General features: G+C 65.0%; 15 protein-coding genes and 1 pseudogene. 6 read left to right on the top strand and 10 right to left on the bottom strand.

The genetic code is table 11. The features are described 5' to 3' along the window. Positions 1–14 precede the first annotated feature (14 nt). From hpnE to BRAGE_RS0123755, 4 genes are all read right to left on the bottom strand, one after another. Positions 15–1,271, bottom strand: coding sequence for a hydroxysqualene dehydroxylase HpnE (hpnE, locus tag BRAGE_RS0123740; RefSeq protein WP_027558694.1), 1,257 nt, complete (start codon positions 1,269–1,271; stop codon positions 15–17). Then, entirely contained in the window at positions 1,271–2,110 is an 840-nt protein-coding gene (hpnD, locus tag BRAGE_RS0123745; protein WP_027558693.1) for a presqualene diphosphate synthase HpnD, read from the bottom strand. The genes hpnE and hpnD overlap by 1 nt, the downstream gene beginning before the upstream one ends. After that, positions 2,100–2,984, bottom strand: a complete 885-nt coding sequence (gene hpnC, locus BRAGE_RS0123750) for a squalene synthase HpnC (protein ID WP_027558692.1) — start codon at positions 2,982–2,984, stop codon at positions 2,100–2,102. The genes hpnD and hpnC overlap by 11 nt, the downstream gene beginning before the upstream one ends. Before the next feature lie 191 nt (positions 2,985–3,175). Further along, on the bottom strand, positions 3,176–3,415 hold the full coding sequence (locus BRAGE_RS0123755; protein ID WP_027558691.1) for a hypothetical protein: 240 nt from the start codon (positions 3,413–3,415) through the stop codon (positions 3,176–3,178). Positions 3,416–3,873: 458 nt separating this feature from the next. Between BRAGE_RS0123755 and BRAGE_RS0123760 the strand changes: the two genes are divergently transcribed. Together BRAGE_RS0123760 and BRAGE_RS0123765 are read left to right on the top strand one after the other, a co-directional pair. Next, a complete protein-coding gene (locus BRAGE_RS0123760) occupies positions 3,874–4,371 on the top strand; it encodes a hypothetical protein (RefSeq protein ID WP_027558690.1) in 498 nt (165 codons plus the stop codon). Positions 4,372–4,461: 90 nt separating this feature from the next. Then, positions 4,462–5,295 (top strand): hypothetical protein, encoded by an 834-nt coding sequence (locus BRAGE_RS0123765; protein WP_027558689.1) that lies wholly within the window; start codon positions 4,462–4,464, stop codon positions 5,293–5,295. Positions 5,296–5,313: 18 nt separating this feature from the next. On the opposite strand, the gene BRAGE_RS49150 is transcribed toward BRAGE_RS0123765, so the two are convergent. The 5 genes from BRAGE_RS49150 to BRAGE_RS0123790 all read right to left on the bottom strand — a co-directional run bounded on the left by BRAGE_RS49150 (position 5,314) and on the right by BRAGE_RS0123790 (position 12,655). Continuing rightward, entirely contained in the window at positions 5,314–6,105 is a 792-nt protein-coding gene (locus BRAGE_RS49150) for a class I SAM-dependent methyltransferase (RefSeq protein ID WP_051377992.1), read from the bottom strand. Between the two features lie 73 nt (positions 6,106–6,178). Beyond that, positions 6,179–8,545 (bottom strand): efflux RND transporter permease subunit, encoded by a 2,367-nt coding sequence (locus BRAGE_RS0123775; RefSeq protein ID WP_027558688.1) that lies wholly within the window; start codon positions 8,543–8,545, stop codon positions 6,179–6,181. 205 nt (positions 8,546–8,750) lie between these two features. Continuing rightward, a complete protein-coding gene (gene eutC / locus BRAGE_RS0123780; protein WP_027558687.1) occupies positions 8,751–9,533 on the bottom strand; it encodes an ethanolamine ammonia-lyase subunit EutC in 783 nt (260 codons plus the stop codon). Beyond that, positions 9,530–11,116, bottom strand: coding sequence for a B12-binding domain-containing radical SAM protein (locus BRAGE_RS0123785; RefSeq protein WP_027558686.1), 1,587 nt, complete (start codon positions 11,114–11,116; stop codon positions 9,530–9,532). The genes eutC and BRAGE_RS0123785 overlap by 4 nt, the downstream gene beginning before the upstream one ends. 156 nt (positions 11,117–11,272) lie before the next feature. Beyond that, positions 11,273–12,655 (bottom strand): ethanolamine ammonia-lyase subunit EutB, encoded by a 1,383-nt coding sequence (locus BRAGE_RS0123790; protein WP_027558685.1) that lies wholly within the window; start codon positions 12,653–12,655, stop codon positions 11,273–11,275. Positions 12,656–12,875: 220 nt separating this feature from the next. Here BRAGE_RS0123790 and BRAGE_RS0123795 point away from each other — a divergent pair, with 220 nt between their 5' ends. Both BRAGE_RS0123795 and BRAGE_RS0123800 read left to right on the top strand, forming a co-directional pair. Then, positions 12,876–14,615 (top strand): methyl-accepting chemotaxis protein, encoded by a 1,740-nt coding sequence (locus BRAGE_RS0123795; protein ID WP_027558684.1) that lies wholly within the window; start codon positions 12,876–12,878, stop codon positions 14,613–14,615. 366 nt (positions 14,616–14,981) lie between these two features. Further along, positions 14,982–15,434 carry a low molecular weight phosphatase family protein gene (locus BRAGE_RS0123800; RefSeq protein WP_027558683.1) on the top strand — a complete coding sequence of 151 codons (453 nt, stop codon included), beginning with the start codon at positions 14,982–14,984 and terminating at the stop codon, positions 15,432–15,434. A 443-nt stretch (positions 15,435–15,877) separates the two neighbouring features. Here the strand turns inward: BRAGE_RS0123800 and BRAGE_RS52990 are convergent. Then, positions 15,878–16,030: pseudogene (locus BRAGE_RS52990) on the bottom strand (IS5/IS1182 family transposase); the annotation flags it as partial. 256 nt (positions 16,031–16,286) lie between these two features. Between BRAGE_RS52990 and BRAGE_RS0123815 the strand changes: the two are divergent. Together BRAGE_RS0123815 and BRAGE_RS0123820 are read left to right on the top strand one after the other, a co-directional pair. Next, a complete protein-coding gene (locus tag BRAGE_RS0123815) occupies positions 16,287–16,493 on the top strand; it encodes a YgaP family membrane protein (protein ID WP_027558682.1) in 207 nt (68 codons plus the stop codon). A 5-nt stretch (positions 16,494–16,498) separates the two neighbouring features. Further along, positions 16,499–17,044: an RNA polymerase sigma factor gene (locus tag BRAGE_RS0123820; RefSeq protein WP_051378508.1), complete on the top strand. Its 546-nt coding sequence runs from the start codon at positions 16,499–16,501 to the stop codon at positions 17,042–17,044. Positions 17,045–17,136: the final 92 nt, after the last annotated feature.

The following is a 17,136-nucleotide window of genomic DNA, read 5'->3' on the forward strand; positions in this document are numbered from 1 at the left end:
GTCAGGGCCGCTTTTCAGGATCCTTTGGCGGCCAGCACCAGATCGGCGGCGCGATCACCCGACCGGACCGATCCCTCGATGGTTGCAGGCAACCCCGTAGCAGTCCAATCGCCGGCAAGGAACAGGTTTTTCAGCGCGGTCGCCGGCCCCGGACGCAGGGCATTCTGGGCCGGCGTCGCCGCAAATGTGGCACGGCGCTCGCGCACGATCTGCCACGGTGGCAGCTCGCCGGACACGCCGGCCGCCTCGCAGACATCGTTCCAGATCGCCTGCGCCAGTTCCTCGCGCGGCATGTCGACCAGACGGTCGCCATTGCTGATGGTCACCGAGAGGCGGTTCGGGAACGCGAACAGCCATTCCACGACGCCGCCGATCACGCCGAGGATCGGCGCCGAACCGGGCGGCGGCTCAAAGCGGAAATGCGCGTTCACGATGGCGCGGAATTCGGTCGGCGTCTTCAGGCCCGGCAGCAGGCTCGCTGCCGCGCGCGGCGGCACCGCCATCACGATGACGTCGCCCGCACCGAGCTGGACCACGTCCTCGCCGCCGAAATTCAATGCGGTCACCTTGCCGTCGCTGCTGACGAACGAACGCAGCTCATGGCCGAGCTGAACGGAGTGGCCACGCTCCTGCAGGAAGTTCACGGCCGGCTCGATCAGCACGGCGCTGAGGCCATCGCGCGCGATCAGCGGGCGGCAGGCCTGCCCGCCCGCAAGCAGCGTCTCGCGCACGATCGCGCCGGCAAGCCCGGCCGAGCCCTCGGGCGGATCGACATTGAGAGCTGCGAGCAGCAGCGGCTGCACCAGGCGCTGATAGAGGATGCCTTCGCAAGGAATCGACTTGCCGACCAGCGTGTCTTCCGAGGCCCAGATCAGCGGCGCCAGCTTCAGATAATCGGTGAGCCCGGTGTCGGGCACGCGGCGGCTTTCGTCGAGCACCCAGGTCGGCAGCCGGCCGTTGCCGAGATCGATCTGCCAGCGCTGGCCGGTCTTGATGTCGACGAAGGGAAACTGCGCGCTGTCGGGGCCGACGAGACCCGCTTCGGTGCCGATCGAACGCGCATAGGCGCGCGCATGGCCGTTGCCTGACAGCAGCAGGTGATTGCCATTGTCGATGGTGAGATTGGTGGCGCCGTCGAAATAGGAGCGGCAGCGGCCGCCGGCCTGATGCGTCGCCTCGTGCACGGCGACCTTGAAGCCGGCATTGGCGAGCCGCACGGCGGCAGAGAGGCCGGAAATTCCGGCGCCGATGATGTGAGCTGTCATTTGCATCAGATGAAAGCGTAACGGAGCAGGATCAGGATGCGTGTGACCTTCGACACACGCACCGGCTCGCGCGGCGCGTTGAAACCGCGCGCGATCAGGAGGTCCAGAATGGAATGGTAGTACTTCGACATGATCCGCGGCGCGCGCACGGCGCGGCGCTTGTTGCGGTTCATGATCTCGTCCGACTTCTCGAAATGCGCCTTCGCGCGCTGCGTCAGCGGTGCGCAGACCTTCGGCAATGCGCGCTCGGCGATCACGCGGTTCGGATCGTTGGAGGTGATGCCGGCATGCAGCAGCGCCTCGCGCGGCAGATAGAGCCGGCCAAGACCTGCGTCCTCGTCGATGTCGCGCAGGATGTTGGTGAGCTGGAGCGCGCGCCCGAGATGGTACGCGAGCAGGATGCCATCCTCTTCCGGCAGGCCGAACACGCGCACCGACAATCGACCGACAGCGCTCGCGACGCGATCGCAATAGAGATCGAGCGTTGCCATGTCAGGCGCGCGGATGTCCTGCGGCACGTCCATCTCCATGCCGTCGACGATGGCGAGGAAATCCTCGCGCTTCAGGCCGAAGGTCTTCACCGAGGCGACGTAGTCCTTCAGCCGCGGCGGCGGATTGCCCTGATAGAGCGCATCGATGTCGTTGCGCCACTCCTGAAGCGCGGCGAGACGCTCGTCGCGCGGGCCGTCGGAATCGGCGATGTCGTCGACCTGGCGGCAGAAGCTGTAGATCTGGAACATCGCTTCGCGCTGGTCATGCGGCAGGATGCGCATCGCGGCATAGAACGAGCTGCCGGATGCGGTCGAGCCATAACTGGCGCCGGGCGTGGCCGCCTCAAGCGTCATGTGCAGTCCCCGGTCTGGAAATGGCCTTGCGCCCGATCGCGCGGCGGCCGACTTCGCCGATCATGCCGGCGAGGCTGAAGGTGAGCAGCTCGAACTTGTTCAGATGCACGCGCTCGCGCAGGGGATCGCGGACCTTGAGCAGGCGCACGATGCGATCTGCATAGGCCTGGATCACCGCGACGTCGACACCGAGGCGGAAATCCCGGATCTCCGCAGCTAGCGACCTGCCCTCGTCGAGCAGGGCCTCGTTGCGCGCGGCAAGCGACTGAAGGCAGGCCAGCATCGCCGGCGGCGACTGCGCCAGCCCAAGCTGCTCCACGGAAGCACCGCTCGCCGCCAGCGCGTCGCGCGGCAGATAGACGCGGTTGAGCTCGCGGAAATCCTTGCCGCAATCCTGCAGGTGGTTGTTGATCTGAAGGCCAGCACAGAGCGCATCCGACGCAGCCCAGGTCGAGGTACTCTCGCCATGAACGTCGAGCATGAAGCGGCCGACCGGCATCGCCGAATAGCGGCAATAGTGGATCACCTCGTCCCAGGTCTCGTAGCGCAGCTTGGTCACGTCCATGCGGAACGCGATCAGCACGTCGAGCGCGTGCCGCGGCGTCATGCCGCGCTCGGCCAGCGCACGCCGCAGCGTGACGGCCTCGGCCTGGGTGTCGCCTTTGCCGAGCAGTTCCGCCTCGAGCAGGTCGAGATAAGCGAGCTTCTGGTCGGGGGGCAGCGTGGCGTGGTCTGCGATGTCGTCGGCGGTGCGGACGAAATTGTAATAGGCCAGGATCAGGGCGCGATGACGCGGATGAATGATCCAGGACGCGACGGGAAAATTCTCGTCGCGGTCACCCTTGCCGGATCGCAATTCGCTCGCAGAGGTCATCGAGGGCTGGTTTACAATCGTTTGGACAGGAAGAGCTTTTTCGCTCGCGCGGGCTCGTGCCGGCGATGCCGCCGCGGCCCCCATATAGGGGAATACGGCCGCAAAACCAATCCTGTCTCTCGATGGCAGCCCTTCCGGATCCGGCCTGAAAAGGCGGCTCCGCGGCCGCCTTTGTGGGCCAGTGGCCGAGCTTACTGGTTATGGTTCTTCAGGACCTGGTCGCAGGCCTGCGAGATCTTGGCCCGGTTCTCCTTGAGGCAGGCCAGGATGGTGAAATCGCCCTGGTCGATGACCGGACGGCAGAACTTCTGCACGTCGCGCGTGCAGGCCTTTTGCTCGGCGTCCGTGCCGCGCCCACCTTGCTGCTGGGCGAATGCTGCCGTCGAAAGAGATGCGGACACCAGGGTGAGAGCGACGAGAAGCTTACGCATTGTATTCCTTCATTCTGACGGCAGAATCGCACCGATCCCGGACAGCACAGGGCGGACGGCCGGAACGGATTGTTCTGATGGCAAGTCGCCGCGGAAGTAGCGGCCTCGGAGAAGGCACAAGCACTGGCAAATGCGGCCAAATTGGCGCCACCCTGCCAAATCAGGTCTTCCCTGCGCTTTCATTGGCAGATGGAAGAGATTGATACTACGTCATAATTCAGAGGCGTCGCGTTTTGCTTGGCACCTGTTGCACACCTGCATCTCTCCGCCCGGCCATTTCGGCCAGAAACACGCGGAAACACGGGGAATTGCGATATCGGGGGCGGCGCAAGCCGTCGTGAACCACCATCTCTGGCGGCCAAGCTTTGAACCTGACACGGGCTCAAGGCACTAAACTTTCGATGTGGCGAGACGTTCTTAATCGTAAGTGAACGTCGTTCCAAAACGGGATATTTGAGATGAAATTCTTTGGGCGATCTGGACTGGCAATCAAGGCGGCCGGCATCGGGGCTGCGCTGCTCTTCTCAGTTACGGCAAGCCACGCTCAGTCGTCCGGACCCTTTGCCGGTTTCGACGGCGCGTGGACCGGCACCGGCACGGTGTCGCTGTCAGACGGCTCCACCGAGCGCATCCGCTGCAAGGCAGACTACAAGGTCGCCGGCAGCGGCCTCGCGCTCAAGCAGGCCCTGCACTGCGCCTCCGACAGCTACAAGTTCGACCTCACCAGCGATGTCACGAGCCAGGGCGAGCGGATCTCCGGCAACTGGAGCGAGTCCAACCGCAACATCTTCGGCAATCTGCAAGGCACCGCCGGCGGCGGCCAGATCGACGTCTTCGTCGAGGCCAACGGCTTCGCCGCCAATCTGTCGCTGCGCACCAACGGCACCAAGCAGACGGTACAGATCTCCTCGAAGGGCGAGATCCGCGGCGTCAACATCACGATGACGAAGGGCTGATCCCTTCCCGATCGATGTGGAACACGCCCCCGGTTCTCGCGAGCCGGGGGCTTTTTGCTGACGTGAACGTGTTCTGACGGGCTTGCTGAGATGGACCCAGTTCGCAGACATCTGCTCAAGGCGATCGGGCTGTTCGCAGCTACCCGCGCGTTCGCCGATGACCAGCGAGGACCGAACATGCAGCCGTCGCCCGTGAAGCCGCGTCACGTGCTCTGCTTTCTTGGCAAGGACGATAACCTGCTGCATCCGCCGAAGGCGGTGGCAAAGACGATCGCCGATTTCAATTTCGAGATCGACCGCACCTATTCGCAAGCCAAGCCCGACCCGCACATGGAGCGGTCGTTCGGCGTGTGCTGGGACCGGGTCTTCCCGAAAGCATGGTCTGCTGCCGACGAAGCCGCCGTCGCCAACCATAAAGCCGTGCTCTATTTGCTGAGCCCGCCGCTAGAGCAGCAGAAGGCGGTCGCCTATTCGGCGGCGGCCTTGCGCATCGTCGAGGAGATGATCGAGGCCGGCGCCACCGCCGTGAAGGGCGAAAGCGCGGGCGTCGCCCACGGGCTTGTGCGGTGGCGCAGTCTCGCTGATCAGGCACGCACGGGCGCAAAGACCAGCCAGGGCCTTGGCATGACGCTCGGCCTCGCCAAGGCCTGTCGCCTTGCCTTCGCCAAGCGCCCGCTCGGCGGCGATCGCTATTACGAGACCGTCGGCTATCACCTCGTCGGCCTGCCGGAGGTCTATGTCGCGAAATCGCGCGGCAACGAGTGGTCCGCGGTGATGCTGATGGAGGAGATCGCCAACGCGATGGCTGAGCACGGCATCGAGGCGACGCTTCGCGATCGCAAGCTCACGATCTCGCGGGAGCAGGACTACGCCGAGGACGACTTCAAGTTCAATCCGTACGGGATCGTCCGCGTAGAGGCGTGAGCGCCGCACGCGGCCCGGTCAGTCCTTGCGCGCGACGCATTCGCACCGGCATCTGAAATAGACCGCATCCGGATCGCGCCCCCAGGCGTCCCATCCGGCCAACGCGGTCTGAATTTCATCATCCGTGGCGAGCCCCTTGCGCAAAAGCTGCGGCCCGAGACCGAGCAAGCTCCGCCGCGCATCGGCGACGGCTTCGCTGCGGCTCGTAGCATCGGCGCTATGATTGACATAGCTCGCACCGGTCCAAACCGGCGTAAAACCGTGAGCACGCAAAATCGAGCTCTGCCGCCGGCCGAAGCGAAGCGCGTCCGGATCGTCGTGCTCGTACCAGCGCTGCCAGAGATCGAGCGCGAGGCGCACGCCGTCGATGTCAGGATGAAGGACGTTGCCGCCGACATCGGCGTCACGCGTCGCAATGAGGCCACCGGGCTTCAGCACCCGCAAGGCTTCGGCCAGCGCTCGCGCCAGCGCCGCCTGGCTCTGATGGTAGAGCACCGCATGAAAAAACACCGCATCAAACGCCTCGTCCTCGAACGGAAGCGCGGTCATGTCGGCTTCGACGAAGGACAGGTTGGTCAAGCTTTCCGCCGCTGCCAGCCGATCGGCGGCGGCGATCGCGTTCGGCTCGATGTCGACGCCGACCGCCTTTGCGACCAGGCCAGCGAGCGCCGCCGTAATCGTCCCGGGCCCGCAGCCGGCGTCGAGCAGGATCATGCCCGATGTCAAGAACGGGACGAAAAAGGCGGCGCAATCGCCGCCCCGCTTCCGCTGAAACTCCACGATCGAGCTGTCGTGCCGTATCGGCCGCATGAGCTATCCTCGGAACGAAAACCGGCGCAGTCGTCCAGACTGCGCCGATTCCATGTCCGGTGGATGAAGGCGCTCAGATCGCCGGCTTGTCGGGCCCCTGAAGCCTGGCGTGCAGATTGATCAGCCACATCGCCGTCGGCCTGAGGATGAAGAGGTCGGCGACGAGCGCCATGACCATCGAGAAGGCGCTGAGCCAGCCGAACAGCCGCAGCGACGGCAGGTCCGAGAACACGGTGACGACGAGGCCGCAGGCCAGCACCACCGTGGTCAGGATCAGCGCGGGGCCGACCAGCACGGTCGCCCGCTCCACCGCGAGCGCCGAGCCGACGCCGGGCTTGCTCTCGAGCCTCAGGCGATTGAGGAAGTGGATGGTGGCGCTGAGGCCCAGGCCGAACGAGACGGTGAGCGCGACGACGCTGGCAAATTGCAGCCCCTCGCCCATCGCCCACAGCACCGTTCCCGACATCACGACGGGGAAGATGCCCGGCAGGATGCAGGCGAACATCACCACCCATGAGCGGAAGGCCAGGCCGATGAAGAGCGCGACCAGCGCGAATTCAACCGTGAGGCCGCGGTTCAGCTTCTCGATCATGCTGGCCGAGTTGCGCGCCGCGATAGCGGCGAGGCCCGTCACCGCGATCTCGTAACCCGGATGCTTCTTGCGGACGGCGTCGAGCTCGGAATCGAGCTTGTCGACGATCGGCAGCAGCTGGCTGGAATCCTTGTCCGGAACGCGGCCCGCGACCACGACGGCATCCTGCTCGGCGTCGATGAAGCGGCGCACCAGATGCTCGGGGATGACGTTGACATATTCCTTCAGCGTCGCGACGTCGGCGCTGCCGGCCTTTGCCGCCAGCCAGCGCCGCAGGGTCTCGAGCGACCAGACATTGCCGACACCGGCCGCCTTCTCCACGGTCGCGTGCACGTCCGCGATGGTCTGCAGCGTCTCCGGCGAATACAGTGTTTCGCCCTTGGGGAACTGGATCAGCACGTTGACCGGGTTGGCGCCGGTGAGCTTGGCGTCGAGCCGGTCGCTGGCGGCAACGGCCTGACGCTTGTCCGGCACCTGGTCGGCGAGCCGGTAGCGCGGCTCCAGATTGGCGTAGATGACGCCGAGGCCGCCGACGAACAGCACCGCGATCAGGCTGAACAGGCCGGGGCGGCCCACCATGCGCACCGCGATCCAGTAGCAGAAATTGCGCAGCGCCTGCACGCCAGCATCCGCGCTCTGGAATTTCACGGCAAAGATCTTCTCGTTGCGCACGAACAGCACGCCGAACACCGGCACCAGCGACAGCACCGCGACCAGCGCGATGATGGTGGCGGCGAGGCCCGCCTCGCCGAACTTGCGGATCAGGTCGGAGTCGGAGAATTGCAGCGCGATGAAGGAAATGCCCGCGGTGCCGTGCGTCAGCACGCAGGCCGGGCCCACCACCAGCACGGCGTTCTTGAACGCGGTGAACTTGTCCTGGCCTGCGATCAGCCGGTCGCGCGCGGCGAAGGTGAGCTGCATCGAGTCCGAGAAGCTGATCACCATGATGAGCGGCGTCATCACGTTCAGGAACATGTTGAGATTGAAATTGGCCCAGCCGAGCGCGCCGAGCGCCAGGAGGATCGCGATCATCGGCGGGAACGCCGCCGCGATCATGAACGAGATCTTGCGGAAGAAGATGATGGCGATGACGCAGCCGGCGAGGATGCCGAGGATGTTGTAGGTCAGCCCGTCGCGCTCGACGGCGTTGCGGATCTCGAGCTGCATCACCGGCACGCCGGAGAGCTGCACGTTGAGGCCGGTGTCGCCGAGATCCTCCTTCATCAGCGCGCGAATGTCGCCGACGGTCTTGGTCAGCTTGCTGGACGCGACCACCTCCGGATCGAGCGACAGCACGACCAGCGCCAGCGTGCCGTCCTCCGACAGCAGCTTGCCGCGGATGATCTCGTTGTTTTTGACGGTCTCGATGAACTTGTCATAGGCCTCGCCCTCGGGGAGCTCGGCCGGGAATAGCGCCGCCGGCAGCTTGCCCGGCGCCGGCGCCTGACGCGCCGAGAACAGCGAGACGAGGCCGCGCGTGCCTTCGACCAGTTGCATGTCGGTGATGAAGTCGCGCAGCTTCTCGAGGTTGTTCCGCGCCAGGAGGTTCTTGCCCTCGACCACGACGAGGACGTCGAATTCCTCGGCCGGGAACTTCTTGGTCACCTCTTCATACTGCTTGAATTCGCGGGTATCGGAGCGGAACAGCTGCGACAGCGAATCGTCGATCTTGATCCGGTGGATGCCGAACACGGCGCCGACGATCAGCGCGAGGAGGATGATGCAGGAGACGATCGGCACCCGGACCGCGATCAGGCCGATGCGCTCGAGCCCGAAGGCGATCGAGGACGCAGGTCCCTGCTCGACCTTGTCGACATGAACCTCACTCTCGCTGTGCTTTTCGAGCATGCCTTATCCAGTTCCTAAATCGGCTCAAGTTGTGAGCTTATGGCGTCCCGCGAACGGCTTGAAAATGCCATACCAATGGGAGGCTTGCCCTTTGAAAATGCGCGGAAAATCGCCGGCAGCGGTTTAGCAGGTCAAAAGGCCTTTTCGCAAGGCGGCGGAAGGTGGCCGAATCGATCAAGATGCGGCGATTTTGCCGGAATGCCCGTCATTCGGGCTGCGCCGTGCCGATTCGACGCGGCGCCCGGTCCCCGCTCTCGTCCTTCAGCGCCACCCCGGTGACCTCCCGGGCCAGCCCCTCGCGGACCAGCCAGGCGATCTTGAAGGCGGCCTCGTCATAGCTCAACCCGGCCTTGTGGATGTTCGAGACGCAATTGCGCTCGGCATCGCTGCGGCCGGGCTTGGGCGCGAAGGTCAGATAGGCGCCGAGGCTGTCGGGCGCCGACAGGCCGGGCCGCTCGCCAATCAGCATCACGACCATGCGCGCACCGAGAATCGCGCCGATCTCGTCGCCGAGCGCGACGCGCGCGCCTGAGGCGACGACCAAATGGCCGATCGCGACATCCCCTTCCGCAAGCAGCGGCAGCAGGCTGGCCACCAGCGCCGCCGCATGGGCGTGGACCGCCGCCGCCGAGAGGCCATCGCCGATGACGATCGCGAGCTGGCAAGGCTCGGAAGCACTTCGCGCCAGAAGCTCCGCCGAGCCGGCATCGAGCTGTCGTCCGAGATCCGGCCGGCGCAGATAATCCCTACGATCGACCGCCTGGCTGCTCGCCTCGGTGACGGCGAGACCGAGCGCGCGGAGATCGGCAGCGAGCCGCGACGCATCGAAGGCGGCATGCACGGCATCGCGAGCGCGGGCATGGTCCAGCGTGAAATCGAGCAGCGGCTTGGTCGGCACGCTCGCACCGCTGCGCCCGAGCGCAACGCGCGCGGGTGTGAGCGACCGCAGATCAATGGTCGGCCGAGCCGGAACGGACTTATCACTCATTCGGCGGGAACGGCAGCCTCGCGCAGCCGGATCGAGTAGTTCGAGGCATTCTGCTGGCCGCTCGACGCCGCGCGCGCGAAGGTGATGAGATGGTGCGCAATCAGGGTGCAGCCGATCAGGCCTTCGAGATCGCCGCGCTTGATGCGGCCCAGCGCGAACTTCCAGAACACGCGCCTGTAATTGCCGAGCACGCCGACCTTCCAGAAGATGTTCCTGACCATGACGAGGCCGCGTCGGATATTAGCCCAGGTCTTCATCTCGTCCGGCACCGGCATCTTGAGGCGGTGGGGATAGACTTGGTCGCACTGATACTGGAAGCGCGCGTAGACCTTCTCGGGCTCGTAGGCGACGGCCATGGCGTGCTTCCAGGACGCGACAACGTCGTCATAGGGCAGCAGGAAGTCGACGTTGGAATCGCGCCCATCGTCCTCGATCAGGCGTCCTTCCTTCTCCAGCCGGTCCCAGAGCGGCGTCTTCGGCAGCGCCTGGAGCAGGTTGATGGTGAGCAGCGGAATGCGCGATTCCTCGACGAAGGCGAGCAGCGCTTCGGATGTATTCGGCTTGTCGGTGTCGAGCCCCATGATGATGCCGGACACCACCTCCATGCCGTAGGAGTTGATGGTGCGCACGCCCTCGAGGATCGGGACCATCATGTTGTGGTCCTTGTGCATCGCCTTCAGCGCATCGGGATCGGGCGTCTCGATGCCGCAGAAGATGGTGATGAAATAGGCCTCGCGCATCTTCTCGAGGATCTCGGGGCGCTTGGCGATATTGAGCGTAGCCTCGCAGGCGAGCCGCACCACATAGCCGGTCTTCTTCTGCCATTCGATCAGGTGCGGCAGCAGATCCATCGCCGCCTTGCGGTTGCCGATGAAATTGTCGTCGACGAAATAGACCGTGTCCGTCATGCCGCATTCGCGCAGGCGGTCGAGCTCGGCGATGATCTGCTCCGGCGTCTTGATGCGCGGGTTGCGGCCGTAGAGGCCGGGGATGTCGCAGAACTCGCACTGATAGGGACAGCCGCTGGAATACTGGATGCTGCCGAGGAAGTATTTCTTCACATCGGCGAGCTCATAGGCCGGGATCGGAAACTCCGTCATCGGCACGCGGTCCTTGGTGGTCAGCACCACCTGCTCGCCAGGACGCGCGGTGTCGCGCGACAGAATCTCGATCAGCTGGTTGGTGGCGTCGCCAAGCTCGCCGACATGGAGGTAGTCGAACGACGGATAATAGTCCGGGCAGGCGCTGACGGAGGGACCGCCGAGCGCGACCGGCAGATCAAACTCATGGGCGCGGCGGCAGATGTCGTTCATCTGCTGGCGTTGGATGTGCATGCCGCTGACGAAGACGGCTTCCGCCCATTCGAACTCGTCCTTCGTGGCGCGGCGGAGATTCTCGTCGACGAATTTGACCTGCCAGTCCTCAGGCAGGTAGGCGGAGATCAGCAGCAGGCCCTGCGGCGGCATGAAGGCGCAGACGCCGTCGGTCAAGGGATAGGAGTGCTCGAAGGTCCCGAACGACGACGTGTAACGCGGAAACACACACAGGATCCGCCGGGCCGTACCGTTGCTTTCAGCTCGCATCAAAGCTCCCCCAGCCACGCTCGACAGATGGTGCGGAAATTGCCAGCAGACACATAGCGTAACGCTGCCGCCGGAATTTCTCAATATTGTGGCAGCATCTTAATTCGCGAAGCCCGCCAATGGTTTCCTCTCGGGGATCTGGGCGCTTCAGCGCCCTCATGCGATCAGCCGCGAGGCAAAATCGGGCAGCAGGCCTGCATCGCCGGCAAGGCGGAAATCGGCGCCCGCAATGCCTGACTGCACCAGCCAGTCGTCGAATTCCGGCGCACGGCGCAGTCCGAAGACGTCGCGGACATAGAGCGCGTCGTGAAAAGACGTGGACTGGTAGTTCAGCATGACGTCGTCGGCGCCGGGGACGCCCATGATGAAGGTGACGCCGGCAGCCGCGAGCAGCGTCAGCAGATTGTCCATGTCGTCCTGGTCCGCCTCGGCATGGTTGGTGTAGCAGATGTCGATGCCGAGCGGCAGGCCGAGCAGCTTGCCGCAAAAATGATCCTCCAGCCCGGCGCGGATGATTTCCTTGCCGTCATAGAGATATTCCGGGCCGATGAAGCCGACCACGCTGTTGACCAGCAACGGCGCGAAGGCGCGGGCGACCCCATAGGCGCGCGCCTCGCAGGTCTGCTGGTCGACGCCGTGATGGGCATTGGCCGACAGCGCCGAGCCCTGCCCGGTCTCGAAATACATCACGTTCTCGCCGACCGTGCCGCGCTTCTGCAACAGCCCGGCTTCTCGCGCCTCCTTCAGCAAGGCGAGGTCGATGCCGAAGCTGCGGTTGGCGGCCTCGGTGCCGGCGACCGACTGGAAGACGAGATCGACCGGCACGCCCTGCCCGATCAGCGACAGCGTCGTCGTGACATGGGTGAGCACGCAGCCTTGCGTCGGGATCTTCAGCCGCGCGATGATCTCGTCGAGCAGCCGCAGCAATTGTGCGATCACGGCCGGATCGTCGCTGGCCGGATTGATGCCGATGCAGGCATCGCCGGCCCCCAGCAAAATGCCGTCGAGGATCGAGGCGGTGATGCCCCTGGCATCGTCGAACGGATGGTTGGGCTGGAGCCGCGTGCTCATCCGGCCCTTCAGGCCGATGGTGTTGCGGAAGGCGGTGGTGACCTCGCATTTCCGCGCCGCCAGGATCAGGTCCTGGTTGCGCATCAGCTTTGACACCGCAGCGGCCATTTCCGGGGTGATGCCGCCCGCCAGCTTGCGCAGGACCTCGGGCGTTGCCGCATCCGACAGCAGCCAGTCGCGGAAGGCGCCGACCGTGAGCGAGGAGACCTGCGCAAACGCTTTTGCGTCGTGGCTGTCGATGACGAGGCGGGTGACCTCGTCGGCCTCATAGGGGATGACGGCTTCCTGGAGGAACTGCCCGAGCGGGACATCGGCCAGCGTCATCCGCGCCGCGATCATCTGCTCGGCGCTAGCGGCGGCGATCCCGGCCAGCCGGTCGCCGGAGCGCGGCGGGGTCGCCTTGGCGAGCAGATCGCGCAAGTCGGGGAAGGTGTAGGTCGTGGCATCGATCGTGTGGCGGTAGACCAAGGGCCTCTCCGGGGCTCGTCGGCCAGCGGCCGACACCATGGACTATCCTGAAACTATACCTTCGGATCAAGACGCTGAAATATCTTACCTTTCCTTCGACTAAGGGCGAAGGGGCCGAAGCTGCGCGTTAACGCTGCATCCACCTTCGTTCTGCATAGTTTTGCATCAATTTTAGACGACCGCACTTTCCGGCCGCTCCCGGCCATTCGGGCCCCGCACCATGACATCAGACCGATCTGGGAATGCCGCCAGCCAGGCGGGCCGTTTCACGCTGACCGTCAAGCTCTATGCGATCTTCGCGCTGTTCGCCCTGCTCACGGCGGCGATCGCGATGCTGTCCGACTACAACAGCCGGCGCAGCGCCGACCTGACCAGCGCGATCGAGACCGCCAACGCCGCCGCGCTGAACGTCGAGCGGGTCAACTCGCTGGTCTACGCGGTCGTGATGGAGTCGCGCGGCGTCTACATGTCGACCGAGCCCGCCGTCGTGAAGAAATTCGGCGACGGCCTGCTCAAGTTCAACGTGCAGATCCTCGAGGTCGTGAAGCGCTGGGAGACCATCGTCAAGGCCGACGATGCCGAGCAGTTCGCCACCTTCAAGAAGCGCATCGAGCAGTTCGTCGACTTCCGCAAGGAGCTGGTGCGCCGCGGCGTCGAGATCAATGCAGCGGCAGGCCGCGAATGGGGCGACAACGACGCCAACCGCGCGGTGCGCTCGGCGCTGAACAAGGACCTCGAGGCACTGTCCAAGGTCTATGCCGAGCGCGCCAAGCAGATCGCGCAGGAGACCGAGACCAACCGCACCCTGTCCTTCGTCCTGACCTGCCTCGGCGGCGTGGCGCTGGTGCTGGTCGTGATCGGCATCGTCATCATCGCTCGCTCGATCGCGCGGCCGCTCTCGGCCATCACCGCGACCATCAAGCAGGTCGCCGACGGCGCCGAGGATGTCACGGTGCCGCACACCGAGCGCGCCGACGAGATCGGCGCGCTGGCCCGCGCGATCCAGGTCTTCCAGGAGGCCATGGACCGCAACCGCAATCTGGCCTCGCAGGTCTCGCAGGACTCTGCGACGCGCGATGAGCGCGCCCGCCACATCGAGACATCCGTCGAGGCGTTCCGCGAGGCGATCGGCGCGATCATGCGCGGCCTCGGCGACAACGCCACCGTCATGCGCGAGACCGCGCAGACCATCACGCGCGCCACCGCCAACGCCAGCGGCCGCGCCGGCACGGCAGCCGACGCCACCGCGCAGGCTTCAAACAACGTCACCGCGGTGGCGGGCGCGGCCGAGGAGCTGTCGGCGTCGGTGGAGGAGATCGGCCGCCAGGTGCGGCAGTCCGCGAGCGCGGTCGAGCAGACCGGCCAGCGCACCGAGAAATCCATTGCCGAGATCGAGAGCCTTGCGGCCGCCACCCAGCGCATCGACGGCGTGCTCAATCTCATCCAGGCGATCGCCGAGCAGACCAACCTGCTCGCGCTCAACGCCACCATCGAAGCCGCCCGCGCCGGCGATGCCGGCCGCGGCTTTGCCGTCGTCGCCCACGAGGTGAAGGCGCTGGCGGGCCAGACCGCCAAGGCCACCGCCGAGATCGGCGAGAACGTCTCGATGATCCAGAGCTCCACCCGCAACGCGGTCGATGCGGTGCGCGAGATCGGCGGCGCGGTGCGCGAGATCAACGAGGTCACCTCGGCGATCGCGGGCGCCATCGGCCAGCAGGACCAGGCCACGCGCGAGATCTCCTCCAACGCGCAAAGCGCCGCCCAGGGCAACGAGACGCTGGTCGCCAACATCACCTCGCTGCGCGACGCCATCGGCGAGACCGACACGGCCGCATCCTCCGTGCTGACGGCCGCGAGCAGCCTCACCGCAACGGCCGAGACGCTGTCGCGGGAGGTGGAAAAATTCTTCCAGAACCTGCGCTCGGGCGCGGCGGACGGCCGCATCGCCAAGGCGGGATGACAAGGCGGGATGATCAGTGCATCCGCCGCTGCAGAGGCGGCGGTGGGCCTGCTCCAAACAAAATATCGAAAACAACCCCATGCACAGTAGCCGGGGTGAGCCTTATCAATGGATTGGCTGTCCGCGCAGGATTTATGCGGATTTTACGAATTCTCTTTGACACGTCGGGCAAAACACTGGCATGATGTCAGCATGCCGATCCGGACCCGTGGCCGCGCGATGCTTCCATTCCCGATCCCATCATCCCTGCGCTGGGTAGGCATTCGGTCGCAATTGCCGCCCTCGCGGGCACGGTGATTTCATTCGTCGCAAACCACGCGGGCTGCCGCAAACGGCAAAGACAGTCATCCCTGGAAGTACAACTCAATGAACAAGAACAATCGCGTGCTGTTTCTCTGCACCGGCAACTACTACCGCAGCCGCTACGCCGAAGAGATCTTCAACCACCGCGCCAGGCGCGAAGGGCTGGACTGGCTCTCCTTCTCGCGCGCCGTGGCCGAAAGGCTCTCGCCTGAAAACGTGGGACCGATCTCGCGCCACGCATTGGAAGCCCTGCAAGCGAAGGGCATCGCGCCGGGAGGCGGTACGCGGCATCCGGTGCTCTGCACGCTCGACGATTTTGCGCAAGCTGGGCTTGTGGTCGCGCTGAAGGACGCCGAGCATCGCCCCATGATCGAGCGCCGCTTTGCCGGCGTCGCCCATCGTGTCGAATACTGGGACGTGGATGATATCGAGTATCTCGATGCGGCAACGGCGCTGGGCAAGATCGATGAGCACGTTGGGCAGCTGATCGGGAGCCTGCAAAGCCGCTCCCGATAGACGGCGCCCTGCTCCGCCGTCACACCGTCAGCAACGTCTTGATCGCGCGGCGCTGGTCCATGCGCGCAGCTGGTCGATGCGCGCATAAGGCGCTTGCGCGCCGGTGGCAGCCCTAGAGCATCATGGAAGCGAGGACGATCAGGCCGATCGCGGTCAACCCCCAAGCCAGCGAATGCATCGCCCACGGCCGCATCGTTGCACTCCGTCCGGGTGTCCTGCCCGCAGCATGAAACGCCTGGGCGACACGCACGGCTTGAGATAGATCAATGATTAAAGATGAGTGCAGAGACGGCGGCCACAGTGAAAGCACCGGCCGCAATGGCGATGACACGCAGGAGAAGCTCGTTGCTCATGCCCAAGACTAACATGGGTTAGGCCGGTCAATTTATGCAGTTTGTGCCAGAATGGACCGTACGGACAATGCGCCACCTCGACAGGCCAGGCTAGGGCGTGGACTCATAACGCGCGGCCAGCCATAGCCGGATAGATGCGAGTTGGACGAGCACAAGGTAGTTTCCCGCAAGCCTGTCGTAGCGCGTCGCCACACGACGACATTGTTTGATCCTGTTGAAGAATCGTTCGACCTGGTTGCGCTTTGCCGTGGCGCTATGATGCAGCGGCCCGCCGATGCGATCCGGCCGGATGACCTGCGACAGACCGCGATTTTGCGCTACGCCTCATGGGCGGCCGCCTTCCGAATGTCGCGGGGCCCGCGCCCGACGCCCACGACAGCCTGCTGAAGCTGCCCCCCCTGAAAATTATTTTTTCGGCCGCGACCCCGGCGCCGGGTTTGCGCCCTCTTGTCTGGGTGAGTGCGCCATAGCGGCGCGTCACGAACCGGAGCACAGAACCATGTGGTATAGGAAGAATGTTGGCGGGTGGGAGCGCGCGGCCAGGCTGATCGGCGGCGGCTTGATGCTCATCTGCGGCGTGGTCGCGCTGCACGCTTCGCCGCTCGGGCTACTGCTCAGCGGTGCGGGTGTGGTGACGCTGGTCACTGGCGTGTTCGGCTATTGTCCTGCTTGCGCCGTCGCCGGGCGCGAGCCGCTGAAGGGGTGACCGCCTTGGCGCGCGTATCAGACGATCTCTTGCTCGCGGCACAGTCGGGCGACCGGCACGCGCTCACACAGCTCTTGGTGGCGCTGCAGCCGGACATTCGACGCTACGCCCGGCGCCTTTGCTACCGCGCCTCGGTCATCGAAGATGTGGTGCAAGAAGCACTCATCGTCGTCTACCGGCGCGTGGGCACGATCCGCAGTCCAGCCGCACTCGCTGGCTGGCTGCTAACCGTCATCGCGCGCCTTTGCATGCTGCCGGCGCTGATGCTGATGCGCGGTGTCGAGGAGCTCGCCAGCCTGGAAGAGGCACGCGAGCTCGCAAAGGTCCCGCCGGACGAGTTACGCATAGACTTGGTCAATGCGATCGAGTCGCTTTCGCCGTCGCATCGCGAAGTGCTGCTGTTGCGAGATCTCGAAGATCTGACGATTGGGGAAATCGCCCGGCGGCTCGGCGTGACGCGCGAAGCGGCCAAAAGCCGCCTGCGCCGCGCCCGCACATTGGTGCGCGAATACCTGCTCGGCACAAAGAACAGCGGACGAGAGAGCACATGAATTACTTTCGTGGAATCGGCATGTTCGGGAGCGCTTTCCTGGGCGCACACCTGATGCGCGGCGCAGCGGCGGCGGCGCTACTCGCTTGGGCC

It is taken from the genome of Bradyrhizobium genosp. SA-4 str. CB756 (assembly GCF_000473125.1).
Taxonomy (GTDB): domain Bacteria; phylum Pseudomonadota; class Alphaproteobacteria; order Rhizobiales; family Xanthobacteraceae; genus Bradyrhizobium; species Bradyrhizobium arachidis.